This is a genomic window from Paenibacillus sp. 01T443 (assembly GCF_056398325.1).
In genome coordinates, this window is the sequence record NZ_JBFTPE010000013.1 from 11,257 (window position 1) to 28,562 (window position 17,306).

Here is a 17,306-nt window from a genome sequence, read left to right on the forward strand (position 1 = left end):
GAGTAATCTTGTCCTCGATTTTAACCTTCATTCCTTCATTCTTGCAATACGCAGATCCGGCTTTACCAAGGATGATCATGTCTTCGGTCCCTTTTTTTCAAAGACGATAATAATGCCTCTTAAAGTTTGCTATTCCCTCATTGTTAGTATTTTGCGGATTCATTACACTATTTCCGTAATACCTAACCTTTCAAGGAAAAGAGGAACAACGATGACTGCATCGAAACGGGTGGTACATGTCATTTCCCATACCCACTGGGATCGAGAATGGTATATGCCTTATGAAGCCCATCATGTGAAGCTTATTGAGACGATGGACACGCTCCTCGATACTTTCGAAGCCGATCCGGATTTCCGCAGCTTTTATCTCGACGGACAAACGATCATTTTAGACGATTACTTGCTGGTTTATCCGGAGAAGCGCGAACAAATACAGCAGCTATGCGATGAAGGCAAGCTTTCGCTAGGGCCTTGGTATATTTTGCAGGATGAATTTCTTACAAGCAGCGAAGCTAACGTTAGAAATTTGCAAATCGGACATCGGGATGCCCGCAAGTTTGGCCCGATTTCGAAGCTTGGCTATTTTCCCGATTCATTCGGCAATATGGGGCAAGCGGCACAGCTCCTTGCACAAGCCGGCATCGATACAGCCGTTTTCGGCAGAGGAGTCAAAGCAACCGGCTTCAATAACAGGGTGGAAGATACCGCCGGCTTGGAATCGCCGTATTCCGAGCTTATCTGGCAGGCTCCTGACGGCTCCAGCGTTCTCGGCATCTTGTTTGCCAATTGGTATAACAACGGCATGGAAATTCCCGTTGATCCCGCTCTAGCGAAGCCTTATTGGGAGCAACGCCTTTCGCGGGCCGAACAATATGCGTCTACCTCGCAGCTGCTGCTTATGAACGGCTGCGATCATCAGCCCGTTCAGACCGATCTGTCGGAAGCGCTCCGCGTTGCAAGAGAGCTGTTTCCGGACTACGAATTTGTTCATTCCAACTTTGACGATTACATGAAAGCCGTCCAAGCCGAGAAACCTGCCGACCTGAGCCTCACGCGCGGAGAACTGCGCGGCCAGAAAACGGACGGCTGGTATTCCTTAGTCAATACGGCTTCCGCCAGAGTTTATATCAAACAGCTGAATCAACAGAACCAGACGCTGCTGGAGAAGGTAGCCGAGCCGATCTCGGCGATTGCCCATCAGCTTGGCAAGCCTTATCCGCACGGGCTCTTACAATACGCTTGGAAAACCTTGATGCAAAACCATCCGCATGACAGCATTTGCGGCTGCAGCGTGGACGAGGTATATCACGAGATGAAAACGCGTTTTTCCAAAAGCATGGAGGTTGGCAAAGTATTAGCAAACGAAAGCGCCAAATTTATTAGCGCAAAGGTCAATACGAACCATTTTGCCGAGTACAGCGAGTCGGCAGCTCCTTTTGTCCTATTCAATACCAGCGGTTATGAGGGATCGTCCGTCATTACAGTTGAGATCGAGTGGTCCCATCGCTACTTCGACCAGAGCGAAAACCCCGTTGCTATCGCTGCGCTTGTCAAAGAAAGGACGCATGGGGAAGGCTATTTGATAAACGCGAGCGGCGAGAGACTGGAGTACTCCGTTCAAGATTTGGGTGTCCGCTTCGGCTATGATCTGCCTCAAGATAAATTCCGTCAGCCTTATATGGCCCGCGCTTTGCGGCTGACCTTTGAATCCGGTGCATTGCCTGCTATGGGTTACGAGACCTTCGCATGGATTCCGAGCCGGAATAACAACAAATCCGTAATTAGCAAACGCGATTCCTTGGTGTCTGGCCAAACAACGCTTGAAAATCGTCATCTCAGGCTTACGGTTGAAAGCGATGGAAGCTATTCTGTCTATGACAAGAAAAACAAACAGCTGTTCTTGGATCTCGGCCATTACGAGGACGTCGGCGATATCGGCAACGAATACATTTTCAAGCAGCCGATTGGAGATTGCCCGATAACGACGAAGGGCAGCAATGCCGAGGTTCGGATTGTTGAAGATACGCCTTACCGGGCAGCCATTGAGATTATACATCGCCTTGCTATCCCTTCTCAGGCAGATGAGCAGCTCGCTGAAGAAATCCGCACGATGGTTGAATTCCGGCAGCGGGCAGCGGCCATGTCCGAATCGCTGGTTCCGCTTGTCATTGTGACACGCGTCAGTCTTGAACGGGAAGGCAAAGGCGTTCACGTTCATGCCAGCATCGAGAATCAGTCCAAGGACCATAGGCTTCGCGTCTTGCTGCCTTCGGACATTCTCGCAGCCACCCATTTTGCCGATTCTATATTTGAGGTGGCCGAGCGCCAAAACGTACCTGCAAAGGAATGGGAGAATCCGAGCAACTGTCAGCATATGCAATCCTTCATTGATGTTCATGCGGAGCATAGGGGCCTAACCGTTGCCGCCAAAGGCTTAAACGAATACGAAGTGCTTCAAGATGGCCGAAACACAATCGCGTTAACGATGCTTCGTTCCGTCGGAGAGCTCGGTGATTGGGGCGTCTTCCCTACGCCTGAGGCACAATGCCTTGGTGAACAAGAAGCGGAATGGATGATTATCCCTTACGGCGGCTCCGCCAACCGGTTCGACGCATACCGGGAGGCGTATCGTTTTCCAATCCCGCTCACCGCGATGGGTACCGGCTTGCATGATGGCGAGCTTGCTCTTTCCAACCATTTTCTGAAATGGAACGGCGATCAGCTTGCTTTCTCAAGCTTGAAAATCAATGAAGAAAGAGGCGATTTGATGGCCCGTTGGTACAATTTAGCTGGATCGGCAACCCGATTGGCTATTCAACCGAATGGAGCCTCCCGCACTTATATAAGCAACATTATGGAGGACCCGAGCACCGATCCGCTTCAGCCTACACTACAAGTAGAAGGCTTTAAAATCGTTACCGTCGGCGTTTCAGCCGAAACTGCATCTCATTCGAAATAAGTAAATGGTTCCCTACGGATCATCGTTTGACTGAAAGAGGCAGCCTCCTAAGGTTTTGCAATACCTACCTTGGAGTCTGCCTCTCATGCGATGAATTCGTTTATAGGTTACAGCTACGGGTTATTCCTCCGCAATGCCTCTTTGTCTCCGATATTCCTTTGGCGTGCAGCCCACTTGCTTTTTGAACAGCTTAGAGAAATGCACGGGATCTTTATAGCCCACCTGGTACGAGATTTGGTAAACTTTGTGCTGGATATCGCCCAGCATTTCCTTTGCTTTCTCAATCCGTATTTCCGTCAAATATTCCAAAAAGGTTTTTCGCTTCTCTTTCTTGAACAGCTTGCTCAGCCATACAGGCGTAACATGAACGGCCATCGCCACACTCTGGAGCGTCAAGCTCTCCGCATAATCGCGATGCAATATTTTCTCCGCTTCGGATACGATCTGACTGGGTGAAGAGGACAGCTTGCGAAAATCTGCTGCAATCGCATGAAGGAAAATTTCCGTCTGCTCGCGCAGCGACTGCAGCGTGTCATACTGTTCAAGCTGCTCCCACACTGCGATCGGATTGCTGCCCCAGGTTTTGTTCGGTATGCCCGCCGCGGCCGCCCTACGGAACACCTCAAACAGCCATTCGAATATTTTTTGCTGAATATCGCGTAGTTGATTGAGCCGCCAGGCTTGGACCATCTCGACGAACCGGTCCATGGCCGCTGTTATTTCTTCATCCGACCCGTATTTGACGAGATCAAGCACTTCTTCCGGCTCTCCAAGCGACAAGTCTCCGCCATCACCTTCATAATAAAGCCCCTGCTCCGTAAATAATCGATTTCCGCCGTATACCGCCTTCTGTTCCAACACGTTAACGGCCTCCGTAAACATCTCATGCAGATGCTCAAATGTGCACGGGATCGTTCGCATGCCCGCACTTGCTTTGACCTTAACGAAATCATTGATTCTTTGGATGCAAAGCTGCGCCATCCCGCGGCTCAGCTCTGCATGCTCGGAGCGTGAGCAGCTCATAATAGCGACCCAACGGCTGCCGCTTTCCATGCAAAGCGCGAAGGGATAAGGATACTCCTCCTCCAGCGTCTGACTCACCACATTGCCGATACCGAACAGGATCAAATCCTTTTCCTTGGCATGGCGGTTCTCAATCGCCTTCAAATCATCCGCTTCAACGACCATAAGCGTCATTTGCTGATTAACCATCCATTCCAAATTCAGCGTCTGCAGCCGGTGGCGTCTCCTTGCTTCGCGGTAAGGATCGTATTCCTGCTCGATCATCTCTCTGAGCAGCTCCTCGCGCATTTTCGGTATCGCAAACTTCACTTGATTGATAAGCTGTTGTTCATTATGCTGATCCATTCTTTTTTTGTGAATACGATCGATCATTTTACGAACAATTTGGTCCAGCTCTTCGAGGTTGATTGGCTTCAGAATGTAATCCAGCACGCCGATTTGCATCGCCTGCTTGACCAGCTCGAAATCGTCATACCCGCTGACAACAATGGATTCAGGTTTATAGTCCTGAACCGGATTCAAGGCTCGAAGAAATTCAAGTCCCGACATCCGGTTCATTTTAATATCAGTCACGATAAGATCCGGCCGCATATCAAGCGCGAGCATTAAGGCTGTATCTCCGTCATCGGCTACCAGCACCTCGTCAATGCCGAAAGATTCCCAAGGAAAGCGGTTGCGCAAACCTTCCCGGATCTCGAATTCATCGTCCACGATTAGAACTCGCAGCATTCCCTCACCTTACCCCTCTTGCATTTTCATCAGTATCGCAAACCTATCGTTGCTTACCTCCATACTACCTGACTGGATTTTGGATTGCACGGGGGTAAAAGCAAACTTTATGGGGTTGTTTTAAACAAGCGTAAACGGCTGTCGCCATCCTCTGTGGCAAAAGCAGTCGTTTCGCGGAGATAGCACATTTATAAGTGAAAACATATAAATTCTTATATATAAAAAAAAAGCCTCACTCATAAAAAATCCCATGAGTGAAGGCTTCCTTCTATAAGAGCTTCAATAACGGCTCATATATCCCGTACAGCAGAAGATAAAAAGCCGCGCCCAGCGCAGAGCCGATGTAAGCACCATTTAACCGGATACGCTGCAGATCGGTTTCGACCTTGCTCTCGATAAAATACACCAGCTTCTGCTCGGTAAAGCTGTCCAATGTCTTTCGCACGATAATCCCGATAATCGCATGCTCCGTCTCAATCATTTTGCCCACAAAACTCTGTGCGTATTGCTCGAGCCAGCCCTTCGTTTCCTCATTTGCTTTAAACCATTCCCAATACGACGCAATGAACTGATTGATCAGATGCTTTATATCCGATTGGTTTACCGTATGCTTCTCCTTTACCGCAAGCTGCATCCCGGGTTCACTTATTAGAAGCTTCTGCAAATTGCCCATTAAGGCTTCGATCGTCGGCAGCAATGAGATCTTCTCGAGCAGCTCATCCCTCCACTCGTTAACCGCAGCGGAGACATCTTCACGGCTTTGCATATTGTCGGCAAGCTGATAGACCATGTTCTCCAGCAATACACGAAGTTCATGCTGAGGATTTCGCAAATCTTGAATCAAAAGCTGCAAATCCTCAAACAACACATTTGTCGCATCATCAAGATTGAGCGCATTGGTCGATTCCGCAATTTCCACTGCCATTTTTTTGAGCCATTTGGAGAATACGCTGCCTTGATTGACGAACTTCTCCTTTTCCTTCCCGAGCAGCTCGCGAATGACGAGCTTCGTCCTTTCATCTGCCGCGCGTTCCGCTGCAAGCTCTACGATCTGGCTGAGCCAGCTTTGGAAATTCCCGTTATCCATTACCCATTTCAGCGCTTTGCCCGCATAAGGCGATAGATTGATTTTTCCTAAGCCTTTGCGCGCCTTCTCATCCAATTGAACAGAGAGCCCTTTAATGTCCAGCTTAGCAAGCAGCCCCGCTGCCAGCCTCCAGCCTTGCTCCGCCAGTATGCCGCTTGGACGCCGGTCAATCCAAGCAATCCCGATCTCGACAAGCGAAATTTGCTTCACCTTGTCCTTCAGCAGATCCTTGCTAAGCAACTGCTGCTCAACCATATTCGCGACACCTTCGATCAGCTTATCGCGGTTCTTTGGTATGATCGCCGTATGAGGAATCCACTTCCAGCCAAACGGATGACGAAACAGCACCGTTACCGCAAACAAATCGGCTAATGCGCCCACGAGTCCTGCTTCGGTCGTGTAGAGCAGCATCCGAGACCACCACCGATCGGGGAAGACATATAAGCAGCAGGCGGCAAAAACGAACAAGATCGCCAACAATATCAAGCTGCGATTCGCTTTTTTTCTCATTGCCATTTAAGCTTGCCCTCCTATCCAAAAGGTCGCTAGATGCAAAATGACGCCAATCAGCGCTCCGACTCCGATTCCGTTTATCCGGATGTACTGCAGATCCCGTCCCGCCTTTTCTTTCACGAGCTCGGTGAGCTCTTCCTCCGAGAAGCTGTTAAGCTTGTCGGTAACGATTTTACCAATATACGAATGCTTCTGCTCCATCCATTTCAGCAGCGTGGTTTTCACATACTGATCAATCCGTGAGAGCAGCTCGCCATTTCCCTCCATGTAAGCAATGCCTTCACGCAGCTTTTCTCTTATCCATGGATAGCGGGCGAGCTGCCCTTCCGCATTCTCCGCCGCAGCTTGCCGAAGCGATTCGAGGCCGCGCTGGATGTATACGTCTAACTTGAGGTCATCCTTAACGGCTGCCAGCAGCGTTTCTTTGCCCGCTTCGATCCGGTCGCGCAGCTGTTCGTCCGTGCGCAGTCTCGCAACAAATCCCGCAATAAATGCTTTAAGCTGCTTGCGCTGCGGATGATCCTCGGAGTGGAATTTCTCCAAGAAAGACACCAGCCAATCCTGCAATCTTCCGCTTAGATTGGCCGCTTCTAACCCCGCGGTAAAATCAATCAATTTCCGTCTGAATTTATCACCTTCATAGGACCGGATGGCTGAATTTACGATTTGATCGACAACCGAACCGAATGCGGCCGACTTCACGATTTTAATCAGCTCCGGGATCATAAATTCGATGATACGGTCATCATAGCCGTTCTTGATCGTCCAGTCTCCCGCGTCCGCAGCAATATTCGCGACGGGAATCGCATCCGCATGCTCAAGCAAGAATGTCTGTACGGTTTTGGCCAGCTCCTGCAAATCGATGGTCGTAATAACGTCGTTCGCTACCTGCTGCAAAATATCGTTAATACCCTCTTCGCCGCCATGCTGCTTCAAATAAGTGACAAGAACATCGGCGATGTTGTATTCATCCAGCCGTTCCCTAATATTCGGAATCGTCAGCAGATCGTTCTGAACCATCTTAACGAGCTCGCCGATCAAGCGCTCCCGATTGCGGGAAATAATATTCGTCCCCATCCAAACCGGCCATTTGATCCGCAGAGGGTTGCCGAACAATGCACTTACCGCAAATGAATCGGCCAGCCCGCCAATCGTCGCGGCACTAAACAATGAAAAAAACAGTCCACCTGCAAACGTATCGTGAAAGGGAAAAGCGACAAGTATTCCGATAGCTGAAAAGAGCAGCGCTGCATCCGCTTTTTTCTTAATGCTAAAATTGTTCATCGTTATGCTCCATTCCTGGTGATCTTTACCTTATTAATTATCCCATAACTATGGGGTATGAAACAATGCAGCGCGCCTGTCTCTCCATGATTAAACCCGATCCACTCTGAATTTATTCGCGACAAGCGTAAAGCTCCCCGGAAGATGGGTATTCGGATCGTTTCTCGGCTCTTCGGCAAACTGCTCCAATACAAGTCCAGAGGCAGCAACAGCCGTTACAATTTCTCCGAGGGTCCAATACCGCAGCAGGCAGTCTGGAAAGCTTTCTTGTTCATCTAATGAAAACATGCCTTTATACGCAACGTCGCCGCCGAATAACCGGTTATCAAAATAATCGCCTTTCAGCTCCGCCGTATGGTCTTCACTGACATGAATGACTTTTCGGATAGGATGGAAATCGTTCAGCACCAGTCTCCCGCCATCCTTAAGCAGCTCATAAACAATGCGTGCAAAAGGGGTGAGGTCTGCAAAATAATGCAAAATTCCGCCTTCTAGATAAACGATATCGAAGGTATGCTTAAGCTTTTCCATGTCGATGTCAAATAGATCCGAAACGATGTACTCGATTTCCACATTCGCTTCTCTCGCTACTTCAAGCGCGTAACGTTCATTCTCGGGCGAAATATCGACAACGGTAACGATGCCGCCGAGCCGTGCAAGAGGTATCGCTTTTCTCCCGCTGCTCCCGAGCAGCACGGCTATGCGCTTCCCATTCACATCGCCCATGTAACCAAGATGCTTTCTCACGTATTTTCCCGGATCCCGGTTGATGTCCTCGGCTGCTTCCTTCGGGCTGCCGCTTTTCTTTTCCCACCATTCATATGCTTTGTGAGACCATGCCTTTTTGTTCATCTCGCTTTGTTCTTTTTGCATTCGTAAACCTCCGTTTCATCTATTCTTTTCACGCTGCGTACCTTTTAATTTCCTACACGGAGGTCGATTGGTAATTCTCTTTCAAACATTGCTTAGCGATATAAAAGATTTGGCCCATATGCTCGGAGTAATGCGCGGCGCATTGATGCAGCATGTCCAGGTTTGTCCGCTCGCGGCTTCTTACCAGCTGCTTCTCATTCAATCTCTCATCGGAAATGCTCTTTATTGTATCAATTGCTAACTGAAATCGATTCTGAATGATAGCTTTCAGCTCCAATTGATTCAGGAAGGTTTCTTTGAGCTCATTCTCACGGTCACGCACGATCTCTTCATGCAAAATCCCCTTAACAATGCGCTCCAGCATATTCCCTTCGATATGTTTAATCAGCATGGATATACTGTGGCTCGTTTCGTCAGGGCGCCAATTCAATTGCTCGTCATCAAGCTGATCCACGGCTTTTAGTATTCGTCTTCTGATTTCTTCAAACTTATGAATCAGCCACTCTCGATTAAATTGATAGTGCATGATGCCATTCCCCCTCATAAAATCTCTAACTCTGAAAGCTATTGAAAAAATGAAAGTATCTCAATCCTGATTATGGTAAAATAAATCCAGATTAATAGCAAATCATCACTTAGCAGATTAGCCTATGGCGGAAGAATTGTTCAAGCTCCTGCTGCTGAAAGCATGCAGGATAAGATAGTCGGCTCGATCGATGGATATGGATGACGTTGATTTAAGCATTGTCTAGATTCCCATAAACAAAAAGGGGCTGTCCCAAAAGTAGTAAGCTCGCTGGAGAGATAGCTCGCTTTGAACAGAAATGTTGGAAAATATGAAAAAATAGCGCTGCAGTGGGCTATTCCTGTAGCGCTATTTTTCTATTCTGGTCTATGGCTGCTTGCTTAAGTAGATTATGGGCAAGCGAAAGCCACCCGACCTCTAGGCTTACTTTTGGCAAGCCGCGAAGCAGGAACCGCCGGAATCCCCGGTTATTCTTCATCTGCCCGAATACACTTTCGAGTTCAATCATTCGTCTCACCGACAGCGCATAACCTTCCTCGCTGCGCAGCTTTTCCCGCACCCGCTGCTTGTAACTCATGTATCTCAGACTGACTCGAAACTCTCGGTCGCCTTGCGCCTTCGTACAAGCGGGTTTGATGGGGCACCCTTCACAGCTCACACTGCGGTAATGACGATGTCGGATTTCAAATCCACTTTCTGTTGTATCTTTACTTTCAAAGCGAAAGACAAGTTTCTGGCCATTTGCGCATGTCCACGTATTTTCTTCCTCGTCGTAATGCCAATTGTCAAGCTTCCTGATGTCCGTTTGCCATTTCTTCAATTTTTCCTTATGATACGTGCTGTATTTGACCAACGCCTCAAGCTCTTCCTGTTCTAGGTAAGCCTAGTTCTCTTCTCCGCCCTATCCAGCATCTGCGATGATTGTTCCCGGCAGCTTTCCAAGTGCGGCTTTCAATTTCTCTAAATGCGGTTTCAAGCATCGTGTATCCGTAGGGCATTAGTCTCGCAAATCCAGGACATCCTCTTAGCCGCCAGCCGCTCCGGTACACTGCAGTTTCTGCAGCAGAATTACGGAATACGCTTCTTTATTTTAGCTACAATGCATTTACTACAGCAAAATAGACGCCACACGTTCCTAATCACTCAAAAATAGGCACTCCCATTGCAGAAACTGCATTGTACGCCCCGATCCAACTCGTTTTTTGTCCATATATTGCAGAAACTACAACGTAGAGCTCTGACCGAACTTTTATTACTCTTAGCTTCTGCAGGACCGTACGACCAAAAATTTTCAAAGAACATTTAGACCGAGGACCCCCTTACACCTGATAAAAATCGTTCGCGTTGCTGCAGCAATCGCCGCATGCTCAAACTTAAATCGACACCCACCTTCCGCATACCGCTCGGCAACAACTCCAGATCACCAAGAAACCATTTATTTCCATGCAAAAAGGGGCTGTTTCTCGGGTCTTCAGACCTTTTGAGACAGCCCCTTCTCTTATTCATCCTATGGCCGACAATAAATCATTTAATTGCGAACGGTAAGCACATACTCGCTTCCGGAAGATGCCGTCCAAGCTGTCAGCCCATCCTTAGTGACTGCGTCCTTTACTTCTGCTCCATCACTCGTAACGACAAGCGCATAATCCGTTAATACGGAGCAGAGGTTCTCTGCGCTCGAACGAATGCGCGCTTCTTGCAGCTTCCCGCCGGACCAACGGATATCCACTTCGAAGCCGCCTCTAGCGCGAAGGCCGGATATTTCGCCTTCTGCCCATGCAGCAGGCAAAGCCGGCAGCAGATGAATTCCCCCTGCGTGACATTGAAGCAGCATCTCTGTTATGCCCGCTGCACCGCCGAAGTTGCCGTCAATTTGGAAAGGCGGATGGTTATCGAACAGATTCGGGAGCGTCGAATGGCCCAGCAGCGCTTGTATGTTCTCATACGCCTTTTCGCCGTCCTCAAGCCTTGCCCAGAAATTAATAATCCACGCTCGGCTCCAACCCGTATGTCCGCCGCCGCTCGCCAATCTGCGTTCAAGCGTTACCCTGGCTGCCGCTGCCCATTCCGGTGTCTCTCTTATTGTGAACCGCTTACCGGGATGAAGCGCGAAGAGATGCGAGATATGGCGATGTCCAGGCTCTGCTTCCTCGTAATCCTCCATCCACTCTTGGATTTGACCGTGCCTGCCAATCGCGGGTTCCGGCAGGCGATCCCTAAATTGCTCCCATTGCTGCTGCTCCGATGGCACAATGCCGAGCGCCTTTGCCGCCTCTGCGCAGGCCGTGAACAGCTCGTATAGAATCTGGCTATCCATCGAGGCGCCAATGCAAAGCGTACCCGATTCACCGCTTGGCAAAATATACGTATTCTCAGGTGACACGGAAGGATTTAACACCAGCAGGCCATCCTCTGTTTCCGTCAAAAACTCCACGAAAAACTGTGCCGATTCTTTCAAGGTCGGATAGATCCTCTCTAGAAAAGCCCGGTCCAGCCCATACTCGTAATGTTCCCACAAATGGAGGCAAAGCCACGCCGCGCCCAACGTCCAATAAGATGCCGGCAAATAAATATCCTGCGGCGCAGTGTCTCCCCAAATATCGGTATTGTGATGGGCGACAAAACCTCCGCAATCATACATCGCTTTGGCGGTTACTCTCCCCGGCTCGCGCATCTGTTCGATCAGCTCGAACAACGGCTCATGGCATTCCGCCAAGTTGCCCGCTTCTGCCGGCCAATAATTCATTTGCGCGTTAATATTGATCGTGTATTTACTATCCCATGGCGGAAGCATTTTATCGTTCCATATGCCCTGAAGATTTGCGGCTAACGAGCCCGGCCGGYTGCTCGATATGAGCAGATAACGGCCGAACTGATAATATAACGCCATCAGTCCTGCATCTTCCTTCCCTTCCTGAACAAGCTTTAACCGCTCATCCGTTGGAACAGCGAGGCTTGGGAACCGGTCGTCACCATTAATACGAAGCTGTACCCGTTCGGATAGCGCAGTGAAATCTTTGACATGACGCGTTCTTAAGGTCTCATAATCAGATATTGCCGCGTTTTTTCCCGTGCGAATAACGTAGGCCTCAGGGTCGGCATGCCGGAACGATGTGGCTGCAGTTAATAGAAGCGTCACGCGATCCGCGCCCTCTACTACGAGATGCTCGCCGATAATAGATACGGAGCCGCCTTCGGCAACCGCGCGCAAAGCCATACGGAAGTCCGAGCCTCCCGAACCGCCGCATACCCCGCGCATGAGAATCATGCTCTCGTCAGCTTTTACCAATTCATCATAGTATCGATTATTTCCCCGCAGCAGCCTTGCCGTAAAGCTAATTTGGCCTGGCTTATCGGCTGTCAGCCGTGTAACGAGCACCTCATCCGGAAAACTGGCAAACGTTTCACGGGAGTAAGTCGTTTCCCCTTTGCTATAAGTAACCGCCGCGATTCCGCTGGTTAGATCCAGATCGCGGCTGTATGCCCTAACCTCATGCTTCTCTTCGTAACGGAACGATAGCTGCAAATCGCCAAGCGGCATATAATGGCGCTGTGTCTCGGGCACGCCTGAGAGCGCCATCGCCGACAAATCATGTGCTTCCCGCAGCTGTCCTTCTCTCAGCAGCTTGCGAATACGCTCCAAATGAGCAAGAGCATCCGGATTATTCCGGTCACGCGGTCCGCCGTACCAGACGCTGTCTTCATTCAGCGCAATTCGCTCGCGCTTCGTATCTCCGAATACCATGCCGCCCAGCTTGCCGTTACCTACGGGCAAAGCCTCCTCCCAAATGGAGGCAGGCTGTTTGTACCACAACCGATTTTCTGCATTCACAGTCATTTTCAAATCTCCTTTTCATCTATCAAACTTTTATTTGCTTCAGCAATCTATTACTATGGTAATATCCTTATTAAAACCACCGGATGGCGGTGCACGAGATGATTAGAAAAAGCGAACAACACGCGTTATCCGATTTGCTCCAATCGCTGCAGCTGCAGTTAATTATTGCGCATAAGACTCAGGTATCCATGAGCTGGGGTGAAACCAATTCCACACCCGAATACAATAAGCTGTATTACATTTGCGAAGGCGAGGGCTGGATTCGAATCGGCAATGACGATTATTATCCAAAGCCAGGTCAATTATTTTTGACTCCGGCCCATTCCCGGGTATCATTTTCTGCTTTAAATGGACGTCCTTACTTAAAATATTGGTGCCATTTCAGCATCCTTGCGGGTCCCTTCGACCTATTCCAATGGATTGGCGTTCCTTTGTGCCTTAATATTGAGGATTCCGCTCACATGACCATCTTGTTTGAGGAGCTGATCGGCTGGCATGAGCAGCACACAATTGTAGCCCGGCTTCGCGAGAAGGCGCTGCTTCTGGAAATCGTAAGCCGTTTCCTGGAATCCGTTCCCATTCAGGTCCTCCAGCACCGATCTGAGGAAATGAACCGCTTAAACATTATCCAGCAATATGTAGACAGCCGTCTCCATACGGGCATCAGCATCGATCAAATGGCGGAGTCCCTCCATCTGCATCCGAACTATTTTAGCGCCTATTTCAAAAAGCATTTCGGCATACCGCCGCTTAAATACGTCAGCCGCAAACGCACCGACCGTGCCAAGCTGCTTTTAACTTCCACTTCCCTCAGCATCAAGGAAATAGCGGATCAAACCGGATTTAAAGAAACGAGTCACTTTACGAAGTTTTTCCGCAAGGAGACCAGCCTCACGCCTTCAGAATATCGCTCAGCATATTCATAACAAGCCGAATTCCGCGCGCTACTATGATTATAAGAGCGCAGCTATTTGTTGACGATGGAAGAAACTAAGATATAGGGGTATAAATCTAAGATCCTTCGACAAGCGTAAACGGCTGTCGCCGTCCTCTGTGGCAAAAGCTGACGTTTCGCGGTGATATATAAGCACATTTATAAGTGAAAACTTATAAATTCTTATATATAAATAAAAATAGGACAAAGCAGCTTTCATACACTGCCTTGTCCTATTTTTCGTAGAGTTCTAATTATTAAAGGTGGAGATCATGCTCCAATCCTCATCCGTAAGCTGATTGATCTGCCATAAAGCAACGCCTCGAAGCCCCATCTCTTTCGCTAAACGCAGCTTCGCTTGGATGCTTTGCGTGTTTTCGTACCATAGCAAATGCGAGCCCCTTGTATCTGTGAAGGTTACCCGGTTCAAAAAGTACGGCAGCTGCAAAACTGATGTCGTATCCGGGTTCGCAATCCGGGTTTCAACCGCGGCAATGGAAGGAGACCGGAAAAATTCCACCGTACCGTCAGCCTTTGTCGTCCATTGGTTCGCCTGCTTCGATATGCCGAGCAGAAGCTTATCAGCAGGAATATGCGACAGCGCATTCCGAACGGAATCTCCTACCAGCGTAAGCGGCGCAGAAGGCAGCCCGCTTTCCGCATGCGTGAATTCATAAGCCATCAGCACGACCTCGTCAGCCATCTCCCCGATTTGTTTGTAATCATAACCGGCATAATAATAAGAAGGCGGGACAACAACCGTCAGCGTGGTATCGCTGCTTAATTCTGCTTTAATCTCACGGATCAGGCTTGTGAAGGGTTCCTTAGCGGAAGCCGGAACGAGACCCTCGAAATCGATGGCAACACGGTCAAATCCGTAAACTGGATTTGCAAGAATCTCGTTAAGAGATGAAACAAAAGCTTTGCGGGCTTCCGCATCGACAACGAATTCCCCTAGCTTTTGAAGCGTCGTATTCCCGAAAACCATCAGTGTTTTCGTTGATCCGCTTGCCTCGGCCGCAGTAAGCGTCTGCTTCCAGTCGCTCGGCGGCGCAAAGGCGACGGATGCCATACCATTTCCTTGGTAGTTCAGCTTTGCCCAATCAAAGATCAGCTCGTCAGCATTGGCAAAGCGCTCTTGTTTCTTATATGGCCCTGATTCCGCATAGAAAGCGGAAATTTCAAGCTGACGGCCCTCGCTGCGGAAGCCGATCAAGCGATCAACCATAACTGCGGCTTCGCGGCGTGTTAACGGTTTTTTCGGGAGGAACAGGCCTTTGTTGTCCCCTCGCATGATAGAATCCGAGTAAGCTCTCATTACATAAGGAGCCAGCTTAGGATCGATTTGATCCCTATCCCCATAAGCTGCTTGCTCGCCTGCCTCAACCCATCCCGAATCCAACCACTGCTGTTTCTCCTCGGCGGATTTGTCCTGCAGCAGCGCAAAAGCGGTTAATGCCGCTACTTCCTCCCGCTTTATGCTTTGGCCCGGATTAAATTTGCCATTCTGAATGAATAGATCCAACCATCCAGCATCATAGGCCTGTTTAATCATGCGGTAGGACCAGCGCTCCTTCGCTACGTCAGAAATCGCGGCTGTCTTCTCTTTCACTACTATCGGCTTCACGGATTCTACCAATAGCTTAACAAATGCCTCTCTCGTCAATGCCGCATTCGGACGGAAGCTACCATCCTCGTATCCCGTTACGACTCCCATTGCAACTAACCGATAGATCGATTCCGCTGCCCAATCCTTCTCCGGCACATCACGATACAGCTTCAATTGCGCATCATAAGCAAATGCCTGCATAGACGTCCCTATTATAAAAAGCATCAAAATCCCAATAAGCGTAACCGTTTTTCCCCGCAGCTTCACCGAATCCCTCTCCCTATTAGAGTAAATCTATAACTCTATTTATTTGGTCGATAGTATGATAGCCTATTTTCCATCAAAAGTCTAATACACCCATCTTATGGGATTAGTCTCTATCATCGTTTACTTTCACTAGATAATAATGATCTATTTCATTTCGATAAGGATCAACCTTCTCTTTTGAAATTAAAAAAAGAACCGAGTGTAAACACACGGCTCCAAAAATGCGAAATTCCACTTTTATTAAATAGCATCAAGCGCTTTCCTGACTTTTGTTGCGAATACAAGCGGATGTTCAACGGCTTCGATGTTGATATAAATTAAACGGGGATGCTCGAACAGCCATTCGTTGCGTACAGACGTGACTTTAATTCCTTGCTTACGAATAGCCGAAATAAATGTATTAACTTCTTTTTGTAAGAAAGCTGCTCTGCCTAAACATAGTGCTTTGCCCGTTTTACTATTTAATGATTCGAAGGAAAAAGAAGACGTTACGCTGAATCTTTTTCCCAAGATGGTTGCTCTTATCTGATCTCGGTTTATGGTCGATACGCATTTTCCGCCAGTGAAGCCGGCCTCGCCCCCGATAATAGTCGAGAACTTATTACATAGCGATCCGTTATTTGTCATTTGTTCATTCCTCCCCTGTTCCAATTAAGGTATGAGTATGAGAACAGGGTTGAAACGGACTACCGCCTACTTAGTAAGAGATTCGATATTCCTTAATATACTGCTCACTGTCCCAACCAGATAGAAATTTGAGAGCTGCATCTTGCCCGGATTGAAAGAGCGAGTCCCGATCATCTGCGCTCAGATCGAACTGAGTGGCAGTCACTCGGCCTGTCGGAATAAAAACAGTCCGTCTTTTGGCGTGTTTGTCCACATGCCGTTGATCATGAGCTTTAAGCATGGTCTGGAAAATGGCACGAAACATCGAGAAGGGACCATGTATGTCATGAAATGGGATTTCCGTATGTTCTCCTAATAACCGGAATCCAAACGTAGGCCAACGCGGAATTCCCTCCACATCAAAGAGCCAGATTGGATAATTGCTTAGAAGCCCGCCGTCCAGAATATAAAACGGTTTTCTTCTTATCTTCGTTTTCAAACGATACGGTTGAAAGAAGTAGGGAATCGTTGTGCTCATCCTAACTGCGGCGGCAATCGGGAACTGGGAAGGAGAAATATCATAACGAGACAGGTCGTCCGGCAGGACCAACATCTTTCCGCTGCTAATATCGGAAGCAATAATTTTCAGCTTTCCCTCGGGCAAATCAGCGAAGGTAGACACCCCTTTTTGGTTCAGCAAATAGGTTAACTTGTCTTCTAGTGGTGTATTTAAGTAGATTCCTGACCGGAACAGAAGCGGAAGCGCTTTACCGACAAAGGGTAAATAATGAAGCCATGTTTTTCCGAGCAATCGGGAGTAATCGAGCGTATTCATGATTTCTATTAATTCCCTGGCGCTATACCCGCAGGCTAGAAGTGCAGCCACGACAGAGCCGGCGGATGTTCCAGCCAAGCGCTCCCATTTATAACCATTCGCCTCCATTACTTGAATAGCGCCAATAAAAGCAATCCCCCTTACGCCCCCGCCTTCAAACACGGCATCCGCTTTCATAGACGTCTCTCCTTTCCGTCCTTCAGGAGTTATACGAGAGTACGAT

The 17,306-nt window shown here is 48.6% G+C and carries 11 protein-coding genes and 1 pseudogene; 2 read left to right on the plus strand and 10 right to left on the minus strand.

Annotation, left to right across the window (positions count from 1 at the left end; translation table 11 throughout):
* Positions 1-211: 211 nt before the first annotated feature.
* Positions 212-2,959, plus strand: a complete 2,748-nt coding sequence (locus tag AC1DLI_RS23230; RefSeq protein WP_477606871.1) for an alpha-mannosidase — start codon at positions 212-214, stop codon at positions 2,957-2,959.
* A 120-nt stretch (positions 2,960-3,079) separates the two neighbouring features.
* Here AC1DLI_RS23230 and AC1DLI_RS23235 read toward each other — a convergent pair whose 3' ends face one another.
* The 7 genes and pseudogenes from AC1DLI_RS23235 to AC1DLI_RS23265 all read right to left on the minus strand — a co-directional run bounded on the left by AC1DLI_RS23235 (position 3,080) and on the right by AC1DLI_RS23265 (position 12,832).
* Positions 3,080-4,711 carry a response regulator transcription factor gene (locus AC1DLI_RS23235; protein ID WP_477606872.1) on the minus strand — a complete coding sequence of 544 codons (1,632 nt, stop codon included), beginning with the start codon at positions 4,709-4,711 and terminating at the stop codon, positions 3,080-3,082.
* Between the two features lie 268 nt (positions 4,712-4,979).
* On the minus strand, positions 4,980-6,314 hold the full coding sequence (locus AC1DLI_RS23240; protein ID WP_477606873.1) for a DUF445 domain-containing protein: 1,335 nt from the start codon (positions 6,312-6,314) through the stop codon (positions 4,980-4,982).
* Positions 6,315-7,595 (minus strand): DUF445 domain-containing protein, encoded by a 1,281-nt coding sequence (locus AC1DLI_RS23245; RefSeq protein ID WP_477606874.1) that lies wholly within the window; start codon positions 7,593-7,595, stop codon positions 6,315-6,317.
* A gap of 90 nt (positions 7,596-7,685) precedes the next feature.
* Positions 7,686-8,468, minus strand: coding sequence for a class I SAM-dependent methyltransferase (locus tag AC1DLI_RS23250; protein ID WP_477606875.1), 783 nt, complete (start codon positions 8,466-8,468; stop codon positions 7,686-7,688).
* 52 nt (positions 8,469-8,520) lie between these two features.
* On the minus strand, positions 8,521-8,994 hold the full coding sequence (locus AC1DLI_RS23255) for a DinB family protein (RefSeq protein ID WP_477606876.1): 474 nt from the start codon (positions 8,992-8,994) through the stop codon (positions 8,521-8,523).
* Positions 8,995-9,328: 334 nt separating this feature from the next.
* Positions 9,329-9,988, minus strand: a pseudogene (locus AC1DLI_RS23260) (transposase); the annotation flags it as partial.
* A gap of 534 nt (positions 9,989-10,522) precedes the next feature.
* Entirely contained in the window at positions 10,523-12,832 is a 2,310-nt protein-coding gene (locus tag AC1DLI_RS23265; RefSeq protein ID WP_477606877.1) for a glycoside hydrolase family 95 protein, read from the minus strand.
* A 98-nt stretch (positions 12,833-12,930) separates the two neighbouring features.
* On the opposite strand from AC1DLI_RS23265, the gene AC1DLI_RS23270 reads away from it, so the two are divergent.
* The gene (locus AC1DLI_RS23270) at positions 12,931-13,758 is read left to right on the plus strand and encodes a helix-turn-helix domain-containing protein (protein ID WP_477606878.1); all 828 of its coding nucleotides are present in this window, start codon (positions 12,931-12,933) and stop codon (positions 13,756-13,758) included.
* A gap of 258 nt (positions 13,759-14,016) precedes the next feature.
* On the opposite strand, the gene AC1DLI_RS23275 is transcribed toward AC1DLI_RS23270, so the two are convergent.
* The 3 genes from AC1DLI_RS23275 to AC1DLI_RS23285 all read right to left on the minus strand — a co-directional run bounded on the left by AC1DLI_RS23275 (position 14,017) and on the right by AC1DLI_RS23285 (position 17,260).
* Complete coding sequence (locus AC1DLI_RS23275) at positions 14,017-15,642, minus strand: glycosyl hydrolase family 18 protein (RefSeq protein ID WP_477606879.1); 1,626 nt, start codon at positions 15,640-15,642, stop codon at positions 14,017-14,019.
* A 240-nt stretch (positions 15,643-15,882) separates the two neighbouring features.
* Positions 15,883-16,269: a DUF1259 domain-containing protein gene (locus AC1DLI_RS23280; RefSeq protein WP_477606880.1), complete on the minus strand. Its 387-nt coding sequence runs from the start codon at positions 16,267-16,269 to the stop codon at positions 15,883-15,885.
* Positions 16,270-16,339: 70 nt separating this feature from the next.
* Complete coding sequence (locus tag AC1DLI_RS23285) at positions 16,340-17,260, minus strand: patatin-like phospholipase family protein (RefSeq protein ID WP_477606881.1); 921 nt, start codon at positions 17,258-17,260, stop codon at positions 16,340-16,342.
* Between the last annotated feature and the right edge of the window lie 46 nt (positions 17,261-17,306).

Coding starts and splice junctions, on each gene's coding strand:
- AC1DLI_RS23235 (WP_477606872.1), bottom strand. CDS start 4,711: ATGCTGCGAGTTCTAATCGTGGACGATGAATTCGAGATCCGGGAAGGT.
- AC1DLI_RS23255 (WP_477606876.1), bottom strand. CDS start 8,994: ATGCACTATCAATTTAATCGAGAGTGGCTGATTCATAAGTTTGAAGAA.
- AC1DLI_RS23285 (WP_477606881.1), bottom strand. CDS start 17,260: ATGAAAGCGGATGCCGTGTTTGAAGGCGGGGGCGTAAGGGGGATTGCT.
- AC1DLI_RS23280 (WP_477606880.1), bottom strand. CDS start 16,269: ATGACAAATAACGGATCGCTATGTAATAAGTTCTCGACTATTATCGGG.
- AC1DLI_RS23240 (WP_477606873.1), bottom strand. CDS start 6,314: ATGGCAATGAGAAAAAAAGCGAATCGCAGCTTGATATTGTTGGCGATC.
- AC1DLI_RS23230 (WP_477606871.1), top strand. CDS start 212: ATGACTGCATCGAAACGGGTGGTACATGTCATTTCCCATACCCACTGG.
- AC1DLI_RS23250 (WP_477606875.1), bottom strand. CDS start 8,468: ATGCAAAAAGAACAAAGCGAGATGAACAAAAAGGCATGGTCTCACAAA.
- AC1DLI_RS23270 (WP_477606878.1), top strand. CDS start 12,931: ATGATTAGAAAAAGCGAACAACACGCGTTATCCGATTTGCTCCAATCG.
- AC1DLI_RS23245 (WP_477606874.1), bottom strand. CDS start 7,595: ATGAACAATTTTAGCATTAAGAAAAAAGCGGATGCAGCGCTGCTCTTT.